This is a genomic window from Clostridium sp. KNHs216 (genome assembly GCF_006714885.1).
Classification (GTDB): Bacteria; Bacillota; Clostridia; order Oscillospirales; family Acutalibacteraceae; genus Caproiciproducens.
Genome location: NZ_VFMF01000001.1, coordinates 587,746 through 607,235, shown reverse-complemented (window position 1 = coordinate 607,235; position 19,490 = coordinate 587,746). Strand labels below are relative to the sequence as shown.

General features: G+C 52.8%; 18 protein-coding genes. 6 read left to right on the top strand and 12 right to left on the bottom strand.

What is annotated here, in order from left to right:
- Nucleotides 1–43: 43 nt before the first annotated feature.
- Nucleotides 44–2,080 (bottom strand): HAMP domain-containing sensor histidine kinase, encoded by a 2,037-nt coding sequence (locus tag LY85_RS03010; protein WP_141825402.1) that lies wholly within the window; start codon nt 2,078–2,080, stop codon nt 44–46.
- Nucleotides 2,055–2,756, bottom strand: a complete 702-nt coding sequence (locus LY85_RS03005; protein WP_141825401.1) for a response regulator transcription factor — start codon at nt 2,754–2,756, stop codon at nt 2,055–2,057. Before LY85_RS03005 ends, LY85_RS03010 begins: the two co-directional genes overlap by 26 nt.
- A 266-nt stretch (nt 2,757–3,022) precedes the next feature.
- Here LY85_RS03005 and LY85_RS03000 point away from each other — a divergent pair, with 266 nt between their 5' ends.
- From LY85_RS03000 to upp, 5 genes are read left to right on the top strand one after another with little or no spacing between them, the layout of a single operon-like run.
- A complete protein-coding gene (locus LY85_RS03000) occupies nt 3,023–4,690 on the top strand; it encodes a formate--tetrahydrofolate ligase (protein WP_141825400.1) in 1,668 nt (555 codons plus the stop codon).
- A 19-nt stretch (nt 4,691–4,709) separates the two neighbouring features.
- Nucleotides 4,710–5,135, top strand: a complete 426-nt coding sequence (gene tsaE, locus LY85_RS02995; protein WP_038324666.1) for a tRNA (adenosine(37)-N6)-threonylcarbamoyltransferase complex ATPase subunit type 1 TsaE — start codon at nt 4,710–4,712, stop codon at nt 5,133–5,135.
- Complete coding sequence (tsaB, locus tag LY85_RS02990; protein WP_038324664.1) at nt 5,132–5,842, top strand: tRNA (adenosine(37)-N6)-threonylcarbamoyltransferase complex dimerization subunit type 1 TsaB; 711 nt, start codon at nt 5,132–5,134, stop codon at nt 5,840–5,842. Before tsaE ends, tsaB begins: the two co-directional genes overlap by 4 nt.
- Nucleotides 5,839–6,282: a ribose 5-phosphate isomerase B gene (gene rpiB, locus LY85_RS02985; RefSeq protein ID WP_141825399.1), complete on the top strand. Its 444-nt coding sequence runs from the start codon at nt 5,839–5,841 to the stop codon at nt 6,280–6,282. Before tsaB ends, rpiB begins: the two co-directional genes overlap by 4 nt.
- A gap of 42 nt (nt 6,283–6,324) precedes the next feature.
- Nucleotides 6,325–6,957, top strand: coding sequence for a uracil phosphoribosyltransferase (upp, locus tag LY85_RS02980; protein WP_038324660.1), 633 nt, complete (start codon nt 6,325–6,327; stop codon nt 6,955–6,957).
- A gap of 145 nt (nt 6,958–7,102) precedes the next feature.
- On the opposite strand, the gene LY85_RS02975 is transcribed toward upp, so the two are convergent.
- The 3 genes from LY85_RS02975 to LY85_RS02965 all read right to left on the bottom strand — a co-directional run bounded on the left by LY85_RS02975 (nt 7,103) and on the right by LY85_RS02965 (nt 10,757).
- A complete protein-coding gene (locus tag LY85_RS02975) occupies nt 7,103–8,395 on the bottom strand; it encodes an MFS transporter (RefSeq protein WP_141825398.1) in 1,293 nt (430 codons plus the stop codon).
- A 210-nt stretch (nt 8,396–8,605) separates the two neighbouring features.
- Nucleotides 8,606–9,541 (bottom strand): hypothetical protein, encoded by a 936-nt coding sequence (locus LY85_RS02970; RefSeq protein WP_141825397.1) that lies wholly within the window; start codon nt 9,539–9,541, stop codon nt 8,606–8,608.
- A gap of 16 nt (nt 9,542–9,557) precedes the next feature.
- On the bottom strand, nt 9,558–10,757 hold the full coding sequence (locus LY85_RS02965) for a nucleotidyltransferase family protein (RefSeq protein ID WP_141825396.1): 1,200 nt from the start codon (nt 10,755–10,757) through the stop codon (nt 9,558–9,560).
- A 129-nt stretch (nt 10,758–10,886) separates the two neighbouring features.
- Here LY85_RS02965 and LY85_RS02960 point away from each other — a divergent pair, with 129 nt between their 5' ends.
- The gene (locus LY85_RS02960; protein ID WP_141825395.1) at nt 10,887–12,140 is read left to right on the top strand and encodes an acetate kinase; all 1,254 of its coding nucleotides are present in this window, start codon (nt 10,887–10,889) and stop codon (nt 12,138–12,140) included.
- Between the two features lie 52 nt (nt 12,141–12,192).
- Here the strand turns inward: LY85_RS02960 and LY85_RS02955 are convergent, their stop codons facing one another.
- Genes LY85_RS02955 through LY85_RS02925 form a run of 7 tightly spaced genes read right to left on the bottom strand, consistent with a single transcriptional unit; the run spans nt 12,193 to nt 19,487 of the window.
- Complete coding sequence (locus LY85_RS02955; RefSeq protein ID WP_038324656.1) at nt 12,193–12,807, bottom strand: V-type ATP synthase subunit D; 615 nt, start codon at nt 12,805–12,807, stop codon at nt 12,193–12,195.
- 22 nt (nt 12,808–12,829) lie between these two features.
- A complete protein-coding gene (locus LY85_RS02950; RefSeq protein ID WP_141825394.1) occupies nt 12,830–14,245 on the bottom strand; it encodes a V-type ATP synthase subunit B in 1,416 nt (471 codons plus the stop codon).
- Nucleotides 14,246–14,290: 45 nt separating this feature from the next.
- Nucleotides 14,291–16,051 carry a V-type ATP synthase subunit A gene (locus LY85_RS02945; protein ID WP_141825393.1) on the bottom strand — a complete coding sequence of 587 codons (1,761 nt, stop codon included), beginning with the start codon at nt 16,049–16,051 and terminating at the stop codon, nt 14,291–14,293.
- Between the two features lie 32 nt (nt 16,052–16,083).
- On the bottom strand, nt 16,084–16,680 hold the full coding sequence (locus LY85_RS02940) for a V-type ATP synthase subunit E family protein (RefSeq protein WP_141825392.1): 597 nt from the start codon (nt 16,678–16,680) through the stop codon (nt 16,084–16,086).
- A gap of 33 nt (nt 16,681–16,713) precedes the next feature.
- Nucleotides 16,714–17,022 (bottom strand): V-type ATP synthase subunit F, encoded by a 309-nt coding sequence (locus LY85_RS02935; RefSeq protein ID WP_141825391.1) that lies wholly within the window; start codon nt 17,020–17,022, stop codon nt 16,714–16,716.
- A 27-nt stretch (nt 17,023–17,049) separates the two neighbouring features.
- Nucleotides 17,050–17,493, bottom strand: a complete 444-nt coding sequence (locus LY85_RS02930; RefSeq protein ID WP_141825390.1) for an ATP synthase subunit C — start codon at nt 17,491–17,493, stop codon at nt 17,050–17,052.
- Nucleotides 17,494–17,543: 50 nt separating this feature from the next.
- Complete coding sequence (locus LY85_RS02925) at nt 17,544–19,487, bottom strand: V-type ATPase 116kDa subunit family protein (protein WP_141825389.1); 1,944 nt, start codon at nt 19,485–19,487, stop codon at nt 17,544–17,546.
- Nucleotides 19,488–19,490: the final 3 nt, after the last annotated feature.

Genomic DNA, 19,490 nt, shown 5'->3' with positions numbered 1-19,490 from the left:
CTCGCATCGGTTTTCCTTTTTATGTTCACAGCAATCGCACTCTTCACTGCTCTTCCGGCCGCTGGACGAGCGGAAAGTCGGCTCTGGCCGAAAAGAGGTCGGCGTCGACGCTGATTCCGAACCTGCCCCCGCAGGCCTCCGTAAAGCTGCGTGCAATGGAAAGCCCCAGTCCGCTGCCGCTTGTCGTGCGCGAACTGTCTCCCCTTACAAAGCGTTCGGTCATATCCCGGTCGCCGTCCAGCTCGAAGCGGGAGGTGTTCTTTACCGAGGCGGAGGCTTCTTCCCCGGTTTGTTCCAGCGTGATAAATAAACGGGAGCCGTCCAGCGAATACTGCAGCGCGTTGCCGATGAGATTCTGGAACACCCGGTATAAGAGCTTTCCGTCCGCCCGGATCATGACGGGGGTATCCGGAACGTCGATTTTCAATACCAGGCCGGAGGCTTCCACCTGTTCGTTCATATCCGCCAGCGTCTGCAGGATCAGCTTGCCGTAATCCAGAATTTCCGGATTCATCTCAATGTTTCCGCTGGTCGCCTTGCTCACCTGAAAGATGTCCTGCACCATGTTTTTCAGCCGGTCGGATTTCTGTGCAAGAATTTCGATATAGTCCTTTACATGGTCGGGAAGACTCTCTTCCTGCTTTAACAGATCGATATAGCTGATGATGGAGGTGAGCGGCGTTTTCAGGTCGTGGCTCACATTGGTGATCAGCTCTATTTTCATCCGTTCGCTTTTAAGGCGTTCCTCCACCGCTTCACCGATGCCGGACTGGATCTCATTCAATTCCAGCGAAGCGTTTTTCAGGTCCGCTTCCGCGGGCAGCTCGACCACCGCCGAAGGATCGCCGGTTTTTACAAGGGAAATATGGCGTATCAGAAGCCCGATGTCGTAGACGGTGTTCTGAAATCTGCGCACATACCGGTAAATCAGATAAATCATCCCGGCAAGCACCAGCAGCAGAAAGACCATGACGAAGAATGAACTGGGATGAATGACGGCCGTTACGGTCAATCCAAACAGCAGCAGCAGGATTTCAGCCGCCAGCAGCGCCCAGAACCGTTGGACCATCTGCCGCTGGAACGGCCTTGAAAATTCGAACCTTCTGTAATTGTTTAAAGCGGAGTTGAAAATATTGTGCCGGAAGAAGGGACGGTTATAGCGCATATCGTTCACCACCAGATAATAACAGAACAGCGAAACCACCGCGCAGATTCCCCATAGAATCCAGTTGCTGCGCCAGGTGTTGGTAATAAAAACAACGTCCAGGTAGATCAGCACGGCGACGCACAGCGCCTTGAATTCCCACCAGAACCAGCCGGTAAAGCGGGCCAGCGCCAGATCGGCCTGCCTTTTGTCTTTCCTCAGCAGAATATATACGGCGAAGGCAATCAGGCCGAGCAGCAGAAAGACCCCGGCGGCATACAAAGCGGTTTTCATATTTGTCTGCTCCTCCGGAATGTAGGACAGCACGCTGCTGCCGCTGATCGGTTCGACAAGCTCATTGCGGACAAACATGGTTACGCGGTAGTCCTCCAGCGCGGAATCGTTCAGGTCCGTGTTGCTGGTGTAACCCGGAACATACCACATGGATTTGTTCGGCCGGTAAACGCCGTCTCCGTAAATATCCAGATTTTTTCCGTCCTTGGTAATCGTCACTTTTTCGCCGTCGAAGTGCAGCTTGAAGTTATACCCGTCCGGCAGCGGGGCGGTGTCCAGATCCAGATTTGGGTATCCGTTGGAATATTTGGCGGGCTTTTCCTTTGTTCCCGCCGAATAGAGGATGTTTTTGCTCGCGTCCCGGTCCAAAACGTCCCAAGTACCGGTGTCGTCAGCTCCTTTTCCTGCGGCCAGCGAATCCAGAATATCCTGCAGCCGGTACCCCATCCCCTGACTGAACAGGGAAGTTTTTTGATAGTCCTGTTCAAACGCATCTTTCACTTCTCTGAGGAAGTAGTCGCCGCGGTTGATGAATTCCCCGGAAAAAAGGGCCAAGGTCAGGATGCCCGTAATCGTCACCATACTGAAGAAAAAACAGAGCCAGCCGAATACCGGCTTAAACTTTTTCGATTTTGTAGCCAATGCCCCACACCACCTTTAAATATTCGGGTTCCTTTGGGTTGAGTTCAATTTTTTCCCGGATGCGGCGGATATGTACCATCACGGTATTTTCCACACAGTAGGCGGGCTCGTTCCATACACGGCGGTAGATTTCCTCCGCGGGAAAGGTCCTGCCCAGATTGCGCATCAGCAGATCGACGATTTTGCTTTCCGTCGCTGTCAGGCGGACAGGCTCGCCGTCCGCCTTCAGGATGCGCTCGTCCGTGCTGAAGCTCAGTCTGCCGTTGACGATTTCGTTTGCGTTCGCATTCGCGTTGATGTCGCCCAGGCTGATGTAGCGCCTGAGCTGGGAACGGACGCGCGCGACAAGCTCCATGGGGTTGAACGGCTTTGTCACGTAATCGTCCGCACCCATGCTGAGCCCGAGAATTTTGTCGGTGTCCTCGCTTTTTGCCGAAAGCACGATGATCGGGATATTGCGCTTTTCACGGATTTTCATGACCGCGGAAAGCCCGTTCAGCCTCGGCATCATCACATCGATCAAAATCAAATGAATTTCGTTGTTCATCGCGGCGTCGACGGCCTCCAGCCCGTCATAGGCACACAGGGCCGAATAGCCCTCTTTTTCCAGCAAAATAGCGATTGCGCGGACGATCTCGCGGTCGTCGTCGACAATCAGAATCTGTTTTTTATCCATTTGATTTCCTCCCCCAAAAACCTTAACAACAGCTTACCGCATATTTCTTAAAAAAAACTGAACGGATTTCTTACAAAAAACTGAAGATTTTAATTCCCCCGGGTGCACCCGGTTCTTGATCTGTGGAGCTGCTTTTTATTATAACATATCCTGGCAACGATGCTTCCGCCGCCTGTTTTTATCAGGAAATATTATTCTTTCCTGTTCATTTTTACAAAAGAATATGATATAATTTTGTCATAATTATGTGTTAGGAGAATGCATGAATGCTCACGGACATCGAAATTGCGCAGCAGGCAAAGCTTGTACCGATTGCGAGAATTGCCGCTGACCTCGGGATTTACGAGGAAGAACTTGAGCCATACGGCCGGTTTAAAGCAAAGCTGAACGACTCTCTCTACAACAGACTTGCCTCCCGCAAGGACGGCAAACTCATTCTGGTTACGGCAATCAACCCCACTCCCGCGGGGGAAGGGAAGACCACCACGACGGCGGGCCTTGGCGAGGCAATGAAGCAGATCGGGAAAAATGCCGTCATTGCCCTTCGCGAACCGAGCCTTGGCCCGGTATTCGGCATCAAAGGCGGCGCCGCGGGCGGCGGATACGCACAGGTGGTGCCGATGGAGGACATCAACCTGCATTTTACGGGCGATTTTCACGCTATTACTTCCGCAAACAATTTGCTCTGCGCCATGCTGGACAACCATATCCATCAGGGGAACGCGCTGGGGATTGACCAGCGAAGGATTCTAATCAAACGCTGTCTCGACATGAACGACCGCGCCCTGCGCAGCATCGTGGTCGGCCTGGGCGGAAAAATCAACGGGATTCCCCGCGAAGACAGCTTCTGCATTACCGTTGCGTCGGAAATCATGGCCATTTTCTGCCTGGCGTCCGACATTACGGATTTGAAGGAACGGCTGGGAAGGATTCTGGTTGCGTACACCTTTGCGGGCGCGCCCGTCTACGCTTCCGACCTCAAGGCGCAGGGCGCCATGGCTGCGCTTCTGAAAGACGCGATCAACCCGAATCTGGTGCAGACGCTGGAGGGCACGCCCGTCATCATGCACGGCGGGCCGTTTGCCAACATCGCCCACGGCTGCAACTCCGTCAGGGCCACTCGCCTTGCTTTGAAGCTTGCCGATTACTGCATTACCGAGGCTGGCTTCGGCTCCGACCTTGGCGCGGAAAAGTTTCTGGACATCAAGTGCCGTCTTGCGGGGCTGAAGCCCAGCGCCGTTGTCCTTGTGGCGACCGCTCGTGCGCTGAAATATAACGGCGGCGTGCCGAAGGACCGTACTGCGGCGGAGAATCTGGAAGCGCTGGAAAAGGGGATCGTCAATCTGGGCGCGCATATCGCCAATATGAAGAAGTACGGGGTGCCGGTGGTCGTCGCCATCAACCGCTTCGGAAGCGATTCCGACGCTGAGCTGGCGTATATTGAAAAATACTGCCGCGACAACGGCGCGGATTTCGCGCTTTCGGAGGTCTTTGCCAAAGGCGGCGCGGGCGGCGTGGAGCTGGCGCAAAAGGTCTGTGAGGCGGCGGAAAAGCCGTCGGATTTCCATCCGATTTATTCCGTGGATTCCACGGTCAAACAGAAGATTGAATGCATTGCCAAAGAAATTTACGGGGCGGACGGCGTGGACTACACCGCTCAGGCGGAAAAGGCCATTGTCGATATCTCCGCGCTCGGCGGGGACAGGCTGCCCGTCTGTGTTGCGAAAACCCAATATTCCCTTTCCGACAACGCCGCGCTTCTGGGACGGCCGAAGGGCTTCCGTATTACCATCCGCGACCTGCGGCTTTCCAACGGCGCGGGGTTTGTGGTTGCGTACGCTGGGGATATTATGACCATGCCCGGGCTGCCGAGGGTACCGTCCGCGGAAAAGATCGACGTGGACGCGAACGGGAAAATTTCAGGATTATTTTAGAGATGTAAGGGGACCGGATATGCAGGAAATCATCACTTCTTCGCCTGCCGAGACGGAAGCGCTCGGGGTGAAAATTGCGGAAAAGCTGACCGGCGGCGAGGTGCTGGCGCTTTTCGGCGGGATGGGGATGGGGAAGACCGCCTTCACGCGCGGCCTTGCCCGCGGGCTTGGAATCCAGGACGGCGTTTCCAGCCCGACCTTTGCGCTCGTTCACGAATATCACGGCAGGCTGGATGTCTACCATTTTGATATGTTCCGCGTAACCGGGTGGGACGACCTTTACTCCACCGGATTTTTTGATTATCTCGACAGCGGCGGCGTGCTCGTCATCGAGTGGAGCGAAAACATCGAGGCCGCTCTTCCGCAGGATGCGATACGGATTGAAATCTGCCGGGGCGCGCGGGAAAACGAACGAATTTTTCAGATGGAAGGGATAAAACCATGAGGATACTGGCAATCGATTCTTCCGCGACCGCGGCTTCGGCGGCTCTGCTTGACGACGACAGACTGCTGGGGGAATTTTACATCAATACCCGCCTGACCCACAGCCAGACGCTGATGCCCATGATCGACCATCTTCTGCAGTGTACGCGGACAGAACTGGGAAACGTCGACCTGTTTGCGGTTTCCGCGGGTCCCGGTTCTTTTACGGGCGTCCGCATCGGTGTGGCGAGTATCAAAGGCTTGGCCATGGCGCAGAATAAACCCTGTGCGGGAGTTTCCGCCCTGGAGGCCATGGCGCAGAACCTGGCGCACCTGGACTGCACGGTCTGCGCGGTAATGGACGCGCGCTGCGGGCAGGTCTATAACGCGATTTTTTCCGCGCATGAAAATTCCGTGGAGAGAATCACCCCCGACCGGGCACTTTCCATTGAGGATTTGGCACAGGAATGTGAAAATTACACGAAACCGATATTCCTTGTTGGAGACGGCGCGAAATTGTGTTATAATAATGAGCGGTTTAAAAGTCTGAACGCGGTTCTGCCGCCCGAGCACCTGCTTTATCAGCGTGCGTGGGGCGTGGCAAAGTCCGCGCAAAAAGTATATGAGCAGGGCGGGGCGGTGTCCCCGGCGGCTCTGATGCCGATCTATCTTCGCCCGCCGCAGGCGGAGCGGGAATTAAAAAAACGAATAAAAGGAGAAATCAAATGATAGCTTTAGGAGCGGATCACGGCGGATTTTTATTGAAAGAAGCCATTAAGAACTATCTTGCTGCCGAAAATATTGCCTATAAGGATTTCGGCACATTTGACGAAGCCTCTATCGACTATGCGCCGGTTGCGGCAAAGGTCGCGCACTGCGTAGCGGACGGCGAAGCGGAGCGCGGAATTCTGTGCTGCGGAACGGGAATCGGCATGAGCATCGCGGCCAACAAGGTACAGGGCATCCGTGCGTCTGTGTGCGCCGACGCTTACTGCACGGAAATGACCCGCCGGCACAACAACTCCAACATTCTCTGCCTCGGAGGCCGGGTGATCGATGAAAAAAAGGCGGTGGAGCTCGCAAAGATCTACCTGGAAACCGAATTTGAAGGCGGCCGCCACCAGCAGCGCATTGACGAAATCTCTGCGATTGAGCGCGGCGAACTGTAATTTTTGGGTTACAAACAATACTAGACTATGGAGGCTGTCAACATGGATAAACAGGTATTTGTTATGGATCATCCGCTGATTCAGCACAAACTGACTTTTTTACGCGATAAAAATACGGGTTCCAAGGAATTCCGTGAGCTGGTCGGCGAAATCGGGATGCTGATGTGCTACGAGGCGACCCGCGATCTCCCTTTGGAGGACACGACGATCGAGACCCCCATGGGGAAAGCGAAAACAAAGGTGATCGCAGGAAGAAAGCTTGCGTTTGTTCCTATTTTAAGGGCGGGCCTGGGCATGGTGGACGGCGTACTGAAAATGGTTCCCGCCGCGAAGGTCGGCCATATCGGCCTTTACCGCGACCACGAAACGCTGCAGCCGGTAGAATACTACAGCAAGCTGCCGCAGGATATTGAAGAGCGCGACGTCATCGTGCTGGACCCGATGCTTGCCACCGGCGGCTCCGCGATCGACGCGGTCACCATCATCAAGCGCAGCAAGCCGAAGAGCATCCGTTTTATGTGCATTATTGCCGCTCCGGAAGGGGTAAAGGCGTTTACCGAAGCGCATCCCGACGTACAGCTTTTCTGTGCCGCCGTCGACGATCACCTGAACGACATCGGCTACATTGTACCGGGGCTTGGCGACGCGGGCGACCGTATTTTCGGAACACTGTAAAATAACTGCAAGAAGAGGGGGCGGCCATTGGCCGCCCCCTCTTCAGGTTGTCGATAAAGCCCCACAACCTAAAATTATAAAACAGTTTTGTCAACCCTTTTGCCCCTTGTTGCAGAATCAACTGGAAATGCTGTAAGTCATATGCTCATAAATTGGCATACTTAAATCTCTTTAGTTTCTGGTAAGACCAAATACAGAATACAGAGCCAAGTGTACCTGTGCAAAGAAACATAACCGCCATACCGCTGCCATCGCCGGCACCTACCATAAATTGCAGGATATGCACCAAAGGTGTATTCGATTGCATAAGCGGTTCAAACACATGGTCTGCCAGAAATCCGCCAAGAAGAATGCCTATTGGAATTGTACTGAACTGAACCGCATTGCGCACCGAAAAAATATGGCCCTGTACTTTTGTGGGAACATCGCGGTACAGCAATAAACGCTGCACTGCCATTATAAATGGAATGGGGACGCTGGCAGCCATACCGGCAATACACCAAACAAAGACATTTCGGCCAATACCCATCAATAAGTCGCCGCAAAGGAACGAGATCACGGCGCTCCAATATACCATTCTGATTGGGTCGCGTGTTCTTTTATCAAAAGATACTGCCAACCCGCCTACAATACCGCCAAGCCCTAATACCGCGCTGACGATGCTGAGAACCATGGTGTTGTCACCGCTTCTTGCCAATAACATGGGGGAAAGGATATTTTCATAAGTCAGACGCGAGAAAAAGTTCATCACGGCCATTGTCGTAATAAGATATAAAAGGATTGTATGTTGTCGCAGAAAAAGAAAACCGTCCTCTATGCCGGATAGGGGTAAAACCGCTGCGCTTTGTCCCTGTTCGGATTCCGGGACCGGTATGCTGATATACAGCAGCAATACCGATGACGCGAACAGAAAGGATACAAAGTCCACTAAAAATACGGCGCCCAGACCAACGGTTCCATAAACCGCTGCTGCAAAGACAGGGGAAACAACGGTAACCAGATTTTCCGCAAATGAGTCCATTCCGCTGGCTCTCGCCTGCTTGTCCGCAGAAACTAACAGACCGATTGTTACTGATTCGGCAGGAGCCTGAAGGGCATTCATCATACCTATAACAGAATTGATAACATAAAGATGCCACAGATGCAGTTCACTGGATTGCCACAGGAAAAAGGCAATCAGGGTACAGATTGCTGCAATAGAATCCGACAGGAGCATAATTTCCTTTTTCCCGTGTCTATCGATCACGGAACCGCAAAAAAGGCTTACCAACACATAAGAAATATAATAGCAAAACGTAAGCAGGGAAACCGACATTGCAGTACGCGTCTTAGAATACGCCCATATTGTAAGAGCATAGCCGGACATGGCACTGCCCATCTGCGAAACGGACTGCGTTGCCCAGAATAAAATAAACGTACGGAAATGATTGTTTTTCATTGGAATTCTCCTTATAGAACGGACATTTATGAAGGTATCTATAAGTACAAAATCCAATGCGGGCGATATTTAGTTCGTCCTCTGTACAATTCGCCCCGGCATCAGATCTTGTACAGAGGGGAAACATTCATGAGAGTAAGCACATGGCAAAGCAAAAAATCAACTCCTATAAACCACTTCGCGCATAGCGCTGCTATTTGTAAACAGAATTTATTTGAAATGCGCACAGAATTTTTCGATTGCGTCTTCGTCGGTCGGGTCCTCGGGGAACGGCTGTTTGATCAGCGAAAGATTTTCCACGTGACGGATTCCTTCGCCCGGCTCCAGGCCGTACAGAGGACTCAGCGATTCCATTTCGATAAAATCGCCGCACGCGTACGTCTCATAGGAGCAGCCGTAATCCGGATACGCCGCCTGAGCAGTGTGAAGGTAACGCTTTACCAGCGTATATTCTCCGCAGGTGTACGACGCCCAGCCCGGCGTATTGTTAACGCCCAGCTTCAGCGCGTTGGGAATATCCGCGTCGTGCCGGATCGTAATAAACCGGTTGCCCGCCGACAAACGTTTGTCCCGGATATCGGAATACGGCCAAAGAGTGAGAAGCCGGTTGGGAAGCAGGGAGCTGCCGGTGTCCTTGTTCATCGGGATCACCTCTACGCCGCCGCCCTTCACCATGGTCAGCGCCCACAGCGCGCAGTTCCGTTTTTCCTTCGAGCAGTTTTTCGCGCTGTGCACCACCATGATATCCGTAGTGCCCTCGGTCATGATCACTTCAAAGCTCAGCTGAACGTCGTTGCGCTTCTGGCGCGGAGGCGTAAAGCTGACGCCTTCCGGCAGAATGCCGTATACGACCGGCTCGTTATCCGGATAATACGTTTCGGGCATTTTTTCGGGACTGAGCCATACGCGGTGTCCGCCGTAATGGTAAAAAGCCGCGTCCTTGCCGTAACGTTCCGACATGCTTTCGCTGCTGATATAATTGCGGCGTTCCAGATCGTTGTAAAGAATATTTTCTTCGCCGATAAAGCCGAAGCGTACGATGCGCGGCCCGAACTCAATGGTTACAACAACGTCGATCAGGCCGTTATCCAGCCTCAGGCATTTTCCGTAGTTCTCATATTCCGTTTCCTTAATTTCAATAGACAAGAGAAGACACATCCTTTCAGTCAAAAGACGAAATAGAAATAATACCCGTTGTCCTGTCGAGCCCGCAGGGCGCGATTTTCGGCATACACAGCGCATAAAGGTCCGTTGCTCTGTTTTCTAATTCAAGCATATTTTTCCCATTTTTGTCAAGAGAAAATATATCCGACGAATTGGTGATGACCGGCAGAGCTGCCCGTCCTTTCATGGAATGCAGAATTTCCGTGCCGCGCTGATTAAAGCCGAGGATGCGCAGATAGGGAGGAATCCCCGCGCTCATGGAAGCGTCCAGACCCAGAAAAGCGGAAAGAATGATCCGGCGGATTCTGGCGTGCGTATATCTTTTGGACTTAATCAGGCTGTATGCTTCCTCCAGGCCGCCGGCTCTGCGCACCGCGGCATAAACCCGGTTTTCCAGCCCTTCGCTGATATCGGGAAGGGCGGCGAACCGGTCGGGACCCATCGTTCTCAGCTTTGCCAGAACGGCCCGCTCAATCAAGGCAAGATCGGCGGGTGCGTTTCCGGCTCTGATTTCCCGCCTTGCCGTTTCCGCACAGGAAAGAGGCATCAGCGGGGAAAAATCTTCCCCGGAGCGCATCATCCTCCGTATCTGTGAGGCGGAGGCCACGAATCCCTCCGAGGCCTGCGCGTCGTGCGCGGCACCCACGCGCCTGACTGTAAACGGTTCGATGCCGGAATTCAGCCTGCGCAGCGCCTTCAGGTATTCTATGCCTAAAATATTGTTTGGCTCGCTTAAAAGTTCCGCGGTTTCCTCGTCGAACAGACCTGCGACCGCGTTTTGCCGTGCTTTTGCAAAGGTTGCACCGCTTTTCAGCTCGGAACGGATTTTTTCCCGCAGTTCTCCGGAACCGAGCGCCCGCTCCGCTTTGTATAAATCCTCCGTGCGGCCGCATTCGCTGCCGAAGCTCAGCAGGTCGATTCCCATCGCGTCCAGCAGCGCCACACCGCCGTAAGCGAACTTTTCCGCTCCCGCAAGCGCCCAGGGAAGCGGCAGCTCCACGACCAGATCGACGCCGTTTTCCAGCGCCTGCCTTGTCCTTGCCCACTTGGAAAGGATCGCCGGTTCGCCGCGCTGCACAAAGTTGCCGCTCATGACCGCCGCAACGTGGGTTGCCCCCGCTTTGCGGGTTTCCGAAACCAGCGCGGCATGTCCGTTATGGAACGGGTTGTATTCAGAAACGATTCCGGCCACAAGCATTTTATGACAAACTCCTTGATTTTCCTTGAATTTAGCAGTTTGATGTACTATTATTATAATATACAGTATTCTCTCGGCGGATTCAATAGCCGCTCAGGTATCTGAAAAGCATTTTTAGGAGGAAAAAGCATGAAGATTTTGGTAATAAATGCAGGAAGCTCTTCACTCAAATATCAGCTGATTGATATGGAAAGCGAAGAGATGCTTGCAAAGGGGAACTGCGAACGTATCGGAATAGAGGGCGGAACGTTCACCCATAAGACTGCGGACGGCCGCAAGAAGGACTTGCAGGTCACCATGTCCGATCATAAAGAGGCATTCAAGCTTGTTACGGCAGCTTTAACGGATAAAGAAGTCGGTGTCGTCAAAAACCTGTCGGAGGTTACGGCAATCGGCCACCGCGTTGCTCAGGGCGGCGCGATTTTCAGTAAATCCCTGTTCATCAACGAAGATGTGATCGAAGGAATCAAGAGTTTGATTCCGCTGGCTCCGCTGCACAACGGGCCTGAGCTTCAGGGAATCCTTGCCTGCCGCGAGGTTTTCGGAAAAGACATACCGGAATGCGTCGTCTTTGATACTTCCTTCCATTCCACCATGCCCCCGAAAGCTTACATGTTTGCCATTCCTTACGAATATTATGAGAAATATAAAATCCGCCGTTACGGCTTCCACGGCACGTCCCACCGCTATGTCAGCAATCACTGCGCGCACCTGATGCACCAGCCGATTGAGGACATCAACATGGTTACCTGCCATATCGGCAACGGTTCCTCCATTGCGGCCATCAAGGGCGGCAATGTTGTCGATACCAGCATGGGCCTTACTCCGCTGGACGGCTTTATGATGGGTACCCGCTCCGGCTCGCTTGATCCGTCGGTCGTAACCTTCATTATGGAGAAAGAAAACCTTACCCCCGAACAGATGGACGAAATTCTGAACAAGAAATCCGGCCTGCTCGGCATCAGCGGACACAGCGATGACCGCGACGTCACCAAAGCGGAAATCGAGGGCGATCCCAGAGCTATTCTTGCCCACGAAATGCTTTCCTATCAGATTATCAAATATATCGGTTCCTATGCGGCGGCAATGAACGGCCTTGACTGCATCGTTTTCACAGCCGGTCTCGGCGAAAATCAGGCTCATCTGCGTTACGCGGTCTGCCGCGGTCTGAAGTTCTTCGGCGTGAAGATCGATCCGGTTCTGAACGACAAAATGGTTTCCGGCCGCGAAGGCAAAATTTCCACCTATGATTCCAAGGTCGCCGTTTATGTGATTCCTACCAATGAAGAGCTCGTCATTGCGCGCGACACCAAGGAGATCGTCGAGAAGCTGACCTACGCTTCCACAGAGGACAAGACGGTCGTCGACCCCGAGGATATCTGATAAAATTAAGGAATAAAATGAAAAGGATACATCCCGCGGGATGCATCCTTTTTTATTTATTGGCTTTCTGCCTTTTAATCACTTTCAGACGGGAGAATTCTTCTCTGTCCTTTTCTTCCAGCGCGTCGGAAATAAACTTTACGGTTTCCTCAAAGCGGGGAATCATAATATTCTTCAGCGCGTTGGCACGCTTCTGCGTCTTTTTGATTGCGTCCGCCAGCCGGTAAACGCTGTTTTCCACCTCTGCCAGCTCTGCGGTCAGCCGTTTTACTTCGTTGAATTTCATATAGGCGTTGTCAAGCATAATATTGGTGGAATTCAGCCCGAATGGGATCGGCGCACACACCGTATCAATCGAAACCATGGGAATTTCCACCCCCATGACGCTTCTGTAGGCCACGTTCAGGTTGTTGTCGAGCGGTACCGTGCGGGACAGCTCGTTGCAGATGCCCAGCGTGATGTTTGCTCTCTGCAGCGCGGCGTAAGCTTCGTCGTAGGTATCGTCAATGACGCTCTGGATTTTTGCGGCGCGCTCAATCAGAGCCATCATTTCACGGATTAAGATGTTGCGTTTACGGTCCAGAAGATCAAAGCCGGTGCGCGAAAGCGCAAGGGTCTTTTTGGTAGCGAGCAGATTCCCTTTTGTGGGGACGATCTGGTTGCTCAATGCGGCTCACCTCCTTTTGGGATTACTCCTCCGGGGTTTCCTGTTCGGTTTTCTCAGGTTCCTGGGCTTTGCTGTAGTATTTATCGAGAATCGCGTCATCCACACGGTCCAGTTCCCCGCGCGGCAGCGTGGAAAGCAGCTTCCAGCCCAGGTCAAGGCTCTGATCGATCGTGCGGTTTTCATTGAAGCCCTGGTTGACAAACTGGGATTCGAACAGCTTGCCGAATTCAATATATTTCTTATCCACGGGCGAAAGCTCTTCTTCGCCGATAACCGACGCCAGGGAACGGGCGTCCATCACCTTCGCGTAGGACGCGAAAAGCTGGTTGGAAAGCGCGGAATGATCCTCGCGCGTGTAGCCCGCGCCAATGCCGTCCTTCATCAGACGGGAAAGGGAGGGGAGTACGGAAACCGGGGGATAGAAGCCGGAACTGTCGAGCGAACGGTCCAGAACGATCTGCCCCTCGGTAATATAGCCGGTCAGGTCGGGGACAGGGTGGGTCACGTCGTCGTTCGGCATGGTCAGAATCGGAATCTGTGTGACGGAGCCTTTCTTGCCGCGAATCATTCCGGCCCGTTCGTAAAGGGAAGCGAGGTCGGAGTACAGGTAGCCCGGGAATCCTTTTCTGCCCGGGATTTCGCCCTTGGAGGAGCTGAATTCACGCAGCGCCTCGGCATAGGAGGTCATATCCGTCATAATGACGAGGATGTGCATCCCCAGCTCAAAGGCGAGGTATTCGGCGACCGTCAGCGCACAGCGCGGAGTCAGGATTCTTTCAATGATCGGGTCGTTCGCAAGGTTCAGGAACATAACGACCTTCTGCAGTACGCCGGACTCGTCAAACGAACGGCGGAAGTATTCGGCAACGTCGTTTTTTACGCCCATGGCGGCGAAAACAATCGCGAAGTTGCTGCCGCTGTCGTCGCTGATCTTCGACTGTCTCGCGATCTGGACGGCGAGCTCGTTGTGCTTCATGCCGGAGCCGGAAAAGATCGGGAGCTTCTGGCCGCGGATCAGCGTCATCAGGGTGTCTATGGTAGAAATTCCGGTGTTAATATAGTTTTTCGGATATTCTCTGGAGACAGGGTTGATCGGCGTCCCGTTGATATTGGCCTTTTTCAAGGGGAATATTTCGCCGAGCCCGTCGATCGGGCGGCCGGAACCGTTGAACACGCGGCCCAGAATTTCCGGGGAAAGCGGCATCTCCATCGGATGCCCCATCAGCCGCGTGCTGGTATTGTCAAGGGAAATGCCGCGGGTGCCTTCAAACACCTGAATTACAACGCGGCTGCCTTCCATCTGAACAATTCGTCCCCGACGCAGCGTACCGTCGTTCAGTCGGATATCGACGACTTCTTCAAACGAGGCGTTTGCGACATCGTCCAGAACGATCAGAGAGCCGTTAATTTCTTGTAAGCCGATATAATCAAGAATCATGGCGTAACCACCTTCTTAGGTAAAATTAGTAGTTTCATCCGGGCGTCAGGAAGCGAGAAGCGAGGAGAGAGTCCGGTCTATTTCGTTTATATAGTCGTCGAACATTTCCAGTTTGTTGTTGGGAATGTCATATTTCATCTTTACCAGCTTGTCAAACAGCCCGGACTGTACAATGCCGGAAATTGGCACGGATGCGGACACAAGCTGCTTTGCCTTTTTGTAGAGATACAGAATTACTTTCATCATCAGCTTCTGCTTTTCAAGGGGAACAAAGGTGTCTTCCGCGTGGAAAGCGTTTTGCTGCAGGAAACCGACCCGGATAATCCTGGCGATTTCAATAATCAGCTTCTGGTCGTCGGGCAGAACGTCCGAACCGATCAGCTTGACAATTTCCATCAGCTGGTTTTCTTCCTGCAGGATTTTATTGATCTCTTTGCGGTATCTGATAAAGTCTTCGCCCACATGCTCCGCGTACCACGGATCCAGATCGGTGAAATATTCACTGTAGCTTTGGGTCCAGTTGATGGCCGGGTAATGCCTTGCGTAAGCAAGGGCTTTGTCCAGCGCCCAGAAGCAGCGGGTAAAACGTTTTGTGTTCTGTGTGACGGGCTCGGAAAAGTCGGAGCCCTGCGGGGAAACGGCGCCGATAATGGTAATGGAGCCGTCCGTGCTGTTCAAATTTTTAACCATGCCCGCGCGCTCGTAGAATTCGGAAAGGCGGCTGGGCAGGTAGGCCGGGAAGCCTTCCTCGGCGGGCATTTCCTCCAACCGGCCGGATATCTCGCGGAGAGCCTCCGCCCAGCGGGAAGTGGAGTCCGCCATGATGGCAACATGATAGCCCATGTCGCGGTAGTATTCGGCAAGCGTGATTCCCGTGTAAATGGAAGCCTCGCGCGCCGCGACGGGCATGTTACTGGTGTTCGCGATCAGTACGGTCCGGTCGGTCATCGGCCTGCCGGATTTCGGGTCGATCAGTTCCGAAAACTCATCCAGAACCTGGCTCATTTCATTGCCGCGCTCGCCGCAGCCGACGTAGATAATGATATCGGCGTCGCACCATTTGGCAAGCTGATGCTGCGTCATGGTCTTTCCGGTTCCGAAACCGCCCGGAATCGCCGCTGTGCCTCCCTTTGAAATGGGGAAGAGGGTGTCTATGACACGCTGACCGGTAATCAGCGGCACTTTTGTCTGTAAGCGCTCGGTTACCGGGCGCGGCACACGGATCGGCCAGCGCTGGCATAGGGAAAGCCGGTGTGTTTCCCCGTGTTCATCCTGCAGCTCCACAACGGGATCGGCTACTTTGTATTTGCCGTCTGCGTTTACCTTTGTGACCACGCCGGAAAGAAGCGGAGGCACCATACACTTATGCTTGATGATGGTTGTTTCCGGGCACTCGGCGTAAACGTCGCCGCCCTTTAACCGGTCGCCCTCTTTTACGGTGACCGTAACGTCCCAAAGCCGGTCCTCATCCAGAGCGGACACATTGCTTCCGCGGGCGATAAAGGCGCCGGACTGTTCCGCAATACTTTTCAGCGGACGTTCGATTCCATCAAAAATATTGTCGATAATTCCAGGGCCGAGCGTAACGTTCATGGGGCTGCCGGTACCGGAAACAGGCTCTCCGGGCTTCAGTCCCGTAGTTTCTTCATAGACCTGAATGGTAATAAATTTATTTGTAATGCCGATCACTTCGCCGACTAGGCGTTCGTTCCCGACATATACCATTTCCATCATGGAAAAGCTGCGCGAGTCCTTTACGGTTACGACGGAACCGTTTATTCCGAATATTACATCATGATTCTCCATCTCATTCATCTCCGTTATAACAATTGGGAGGCTCAGACGATCGCCATCCCCGAGTTTTCTGCAAACCACTCGCGCTGGTCCTCCAACATGGAATCGAGCGTTATGTCCGCGGCAATGCCCATCCGGGAATTGTAGGCGCGGATTCCGCCGATATGAATGTCGGGGCTGATCTGAAAAGTACAGTCTTTTCCAAAAGCCTCTTTTATCAGCTCCTGGTAGGTCTCATCTTCTTTTTTAATGCAAAGGACAGTGCCGGGTGTTGTGAAGGTCCCCGAAAGCTCGGCCGCGAATTTTTTCAGCAGAGAGGCATAATCGCTTTTCTGAGTAAATTCCGTCAGCGCGTTTTTGGCACGCTCAAAAACCTTCGCGGTGATTTTCTGGCGTTGAGCCAGAAGCTCCTTCCGGCCTTCCATTTCACGCTGGGCCAATTCACGGGAAATCCCGTTGCGCATTTCCGCCATTTCCTTCTGGATCAGCCGGTATGCTTCGGTCAGCACCTCCACTTCGGCTTCATCCAGCTCTTTTTGCTTGAATTCCGCCACTTCCCGCTCAATCTTTTTACGCTGTTCTTCCGCGTAGTGATTGATGGCAAGGTAGAATTTATTCATTTTATCATCGTTGACAGCCATGATTGAATCCCCCCGTTTCGCCGTAATTGCGGCTTAAATTTTCAGCCCGATGGCCTCGCGGACATAACGGGTAATCGAATCCTTCGTACGGCCGTTGCCGTGTCTGTCCGGAATTTCCAGAATAAGCGGGCGCTTTTGATTGAGCTTTAAATTATAAATCAGATCGGGGCAAAGGGAAAGAAGGTTTTCCGTTATCAGAATAACGGCGACATCTTCCATCGCCATGGCCTTCTTCAGTGCTTTCTGCACCTCGGCGGTCTCATGAACCACCACGCCGTCGATCCCGGCCAGACGCAGCCCAACCTGCGTATCCACATTGTCGCTTATCAGGTAAAAGCGCATAGGCAATGCACCTCAGCTTTCGATCAGTTAAACCTTGTTCAGGATCAGAATGGAAATCAGCAGGCCGTACAGAGCGATACCTTCGCCCAAAGCCACGAAGATCAGCGCCTTACCGAACGCCTTCGGATCTTCGCTGGTCGCACCGATAGCGGCGGGAGCCGCCGCGGCAACGGCAATACCGCCGCCGATGCCCGCAAGGCCGGTAACGAGGGCGGCCGCAATCAGGCCCATTCCCGTAGAATTGTCAACAGCTCCGGTTTCAGAGGAGGACGGTTTGGCGGGAGTATCGGAAGGAGTGGTGGCGGAAGCCACGACAGGAATCGCAAAGGTAAGAACGCAAACCGCCATGAAGGCCAAAAGCTGCGTCGCTACGGTACTGCGTACTTTTTTTCCGTTCTTAACGGAACGGACGGAAAGGATTACCGAAGCAATCAAAAACAATACAGGTAAGCAAATTAATACGAATTTCATGATAGTACCTCCATCAAATATCTGATTGATATGGTTATCGTCAAAAAGCATTACTGCTCTCTGCGAACAACAACAGGATTGAACGGACGTCCTCCGCCGTCGAAGAAACGGCTGAACATCTCGTAGAATTCAAGCCTCAATACCTGGATTCCCACAAGCAGGCCTTCCAGGGCCATAACGAACACGTTTCCGATTATTACGACCAGAACATATCCGATGCCGCCGGACATTTCGGCAAGCGTAAACACAACCAGCATCATACCGGCGTGGACAAGCACAAAAGCGCCTACACGCAGGAAGCTCATCGTATTTGTCGCAAAGCTCAGCAGGAATTCAAACACCTCAAAAAAGTTCTGCATGATGAAATCGCCCCATTTTTCGGGCTTCCAGTCCGGCCTGCGCTCCACGAAACCGCCGAGCACTTCGCGGAAGAACATCACGGCGATCGGCAGGATGATGAAGCAGACGACATAGGAAGGGGTGACGATCTGCCAGCCAAACAGCATCTGTCCGCCGAAACCGAATATCAGCGACGTATAGAAAATGAAACCGGCGACCCCGTTGGGGCCGAACAGAGCGTTTTCATAGTGCTTTCTCTTCAGGGAAGAGTAAATGTTGATTAAGATTGCCAGCATGACCAGCACCACGCCGATTCCCACCGCAGAATAGATAATCGTGTTGGTGGTGGCGGGCTTCATCACTTCCACCGGCTTTTCGGCAAAGCCGAGCGCACGATAAATCGGGTCGAGCGCGTTCTCAAAGCCGAATACCGAACCGAAGACCAGTCCGAAAACAGCGGAAGAAAAGCCGCAGGGAATCAGGATTCTGCCCAGCTTCATCTGCTTCTTTTTCCACATATACCAGCCGATCAGGGAAACGCAGAGCCCCTGGCCAAGGTCGCCGAACATGATGCCGAACAGCAGAAAATAGGTAATGGCGACAAACGGGGTCGGGTCGACCTCATCGTAACACGGAAGCCCGTACATATCGACAAAGAATTCAAAGGGTCGGAATATCTTCTTGTTTTTCAGCTCTACGGGCGGGGAGTGTAACAGTTCCTCCTCGGCTCCTTCAAAGGTGTAATTCAGAGACTCCACCTTGTCGAGTTCTTTTTTGAAGCGGTTTTCCTGATCCGCCGGAATCCAGCCGGTCAGGATAAAATTATCGTTGTAGCGGGCCGCGTAGCGCCGGATCCCAAAATAGACGGACTGTTCGGTCAGCCAGGAATAAACCTTCCGGCACATTGTCTTTTCCTTTTTCCAAAGCTCTTCAAACTGTTCGTCGATACGCTTGAGGCGCTCTATCTCCGCATCGCGTTTTTTGCGGAGCGTCTCCACACCCGATTCCGGGCTGCCGGTCAGTTCCGTCAGGCGCGTCCTTTCAAAATAGAGGCTGGAAAAGATCCGGTCGACCTCGCTGACCATATCAATGGGCGAAAAATAAACCCCCCAGTAATGAGTAGCATCACTCGTGGACGGAAAAAAGATAATGTATGGATTTTGTTTGTAAGAATTCAGCTTTTCATAGCTTTCTTTTGGAAGAGAGCCAAACCGAACCTTAATGTACTTGCAGGCGTGAATCTGGTCCAGGTCCAGTTCAAGGCCCACAAAATGACTGATGTTTTCTATTTCGCCGGTATAATTCTGAATTTTGAGCTGGGCGTCCGAACGTTCCTTCTGCAGACGGCTGAAAGAAGACGATATATAGTCAACGTAATCGTTCATCTCTTCGCGGCTCATCTTGATTCTGGAAACTTCGGCGGCGCTCAAAAGGGTAAGCTTCTTTTTGGAACCCGCCATAGCGTCGGTAAGCTGCTGCAGGGGCTCGGAGTATGGGTTTTCTTCATTCAACGGGGAAAAATCGGAAGTATCGGAGTAAAATGACAGCGCGTTGTCCGGGTGAAATGCGCACGATTTTCCGCACAGCGCGGTGGCTTGATCCAAATCATCCATTCTTCCTATAATACTGATCACTTTCACTTTTAAAACGGCCAAATA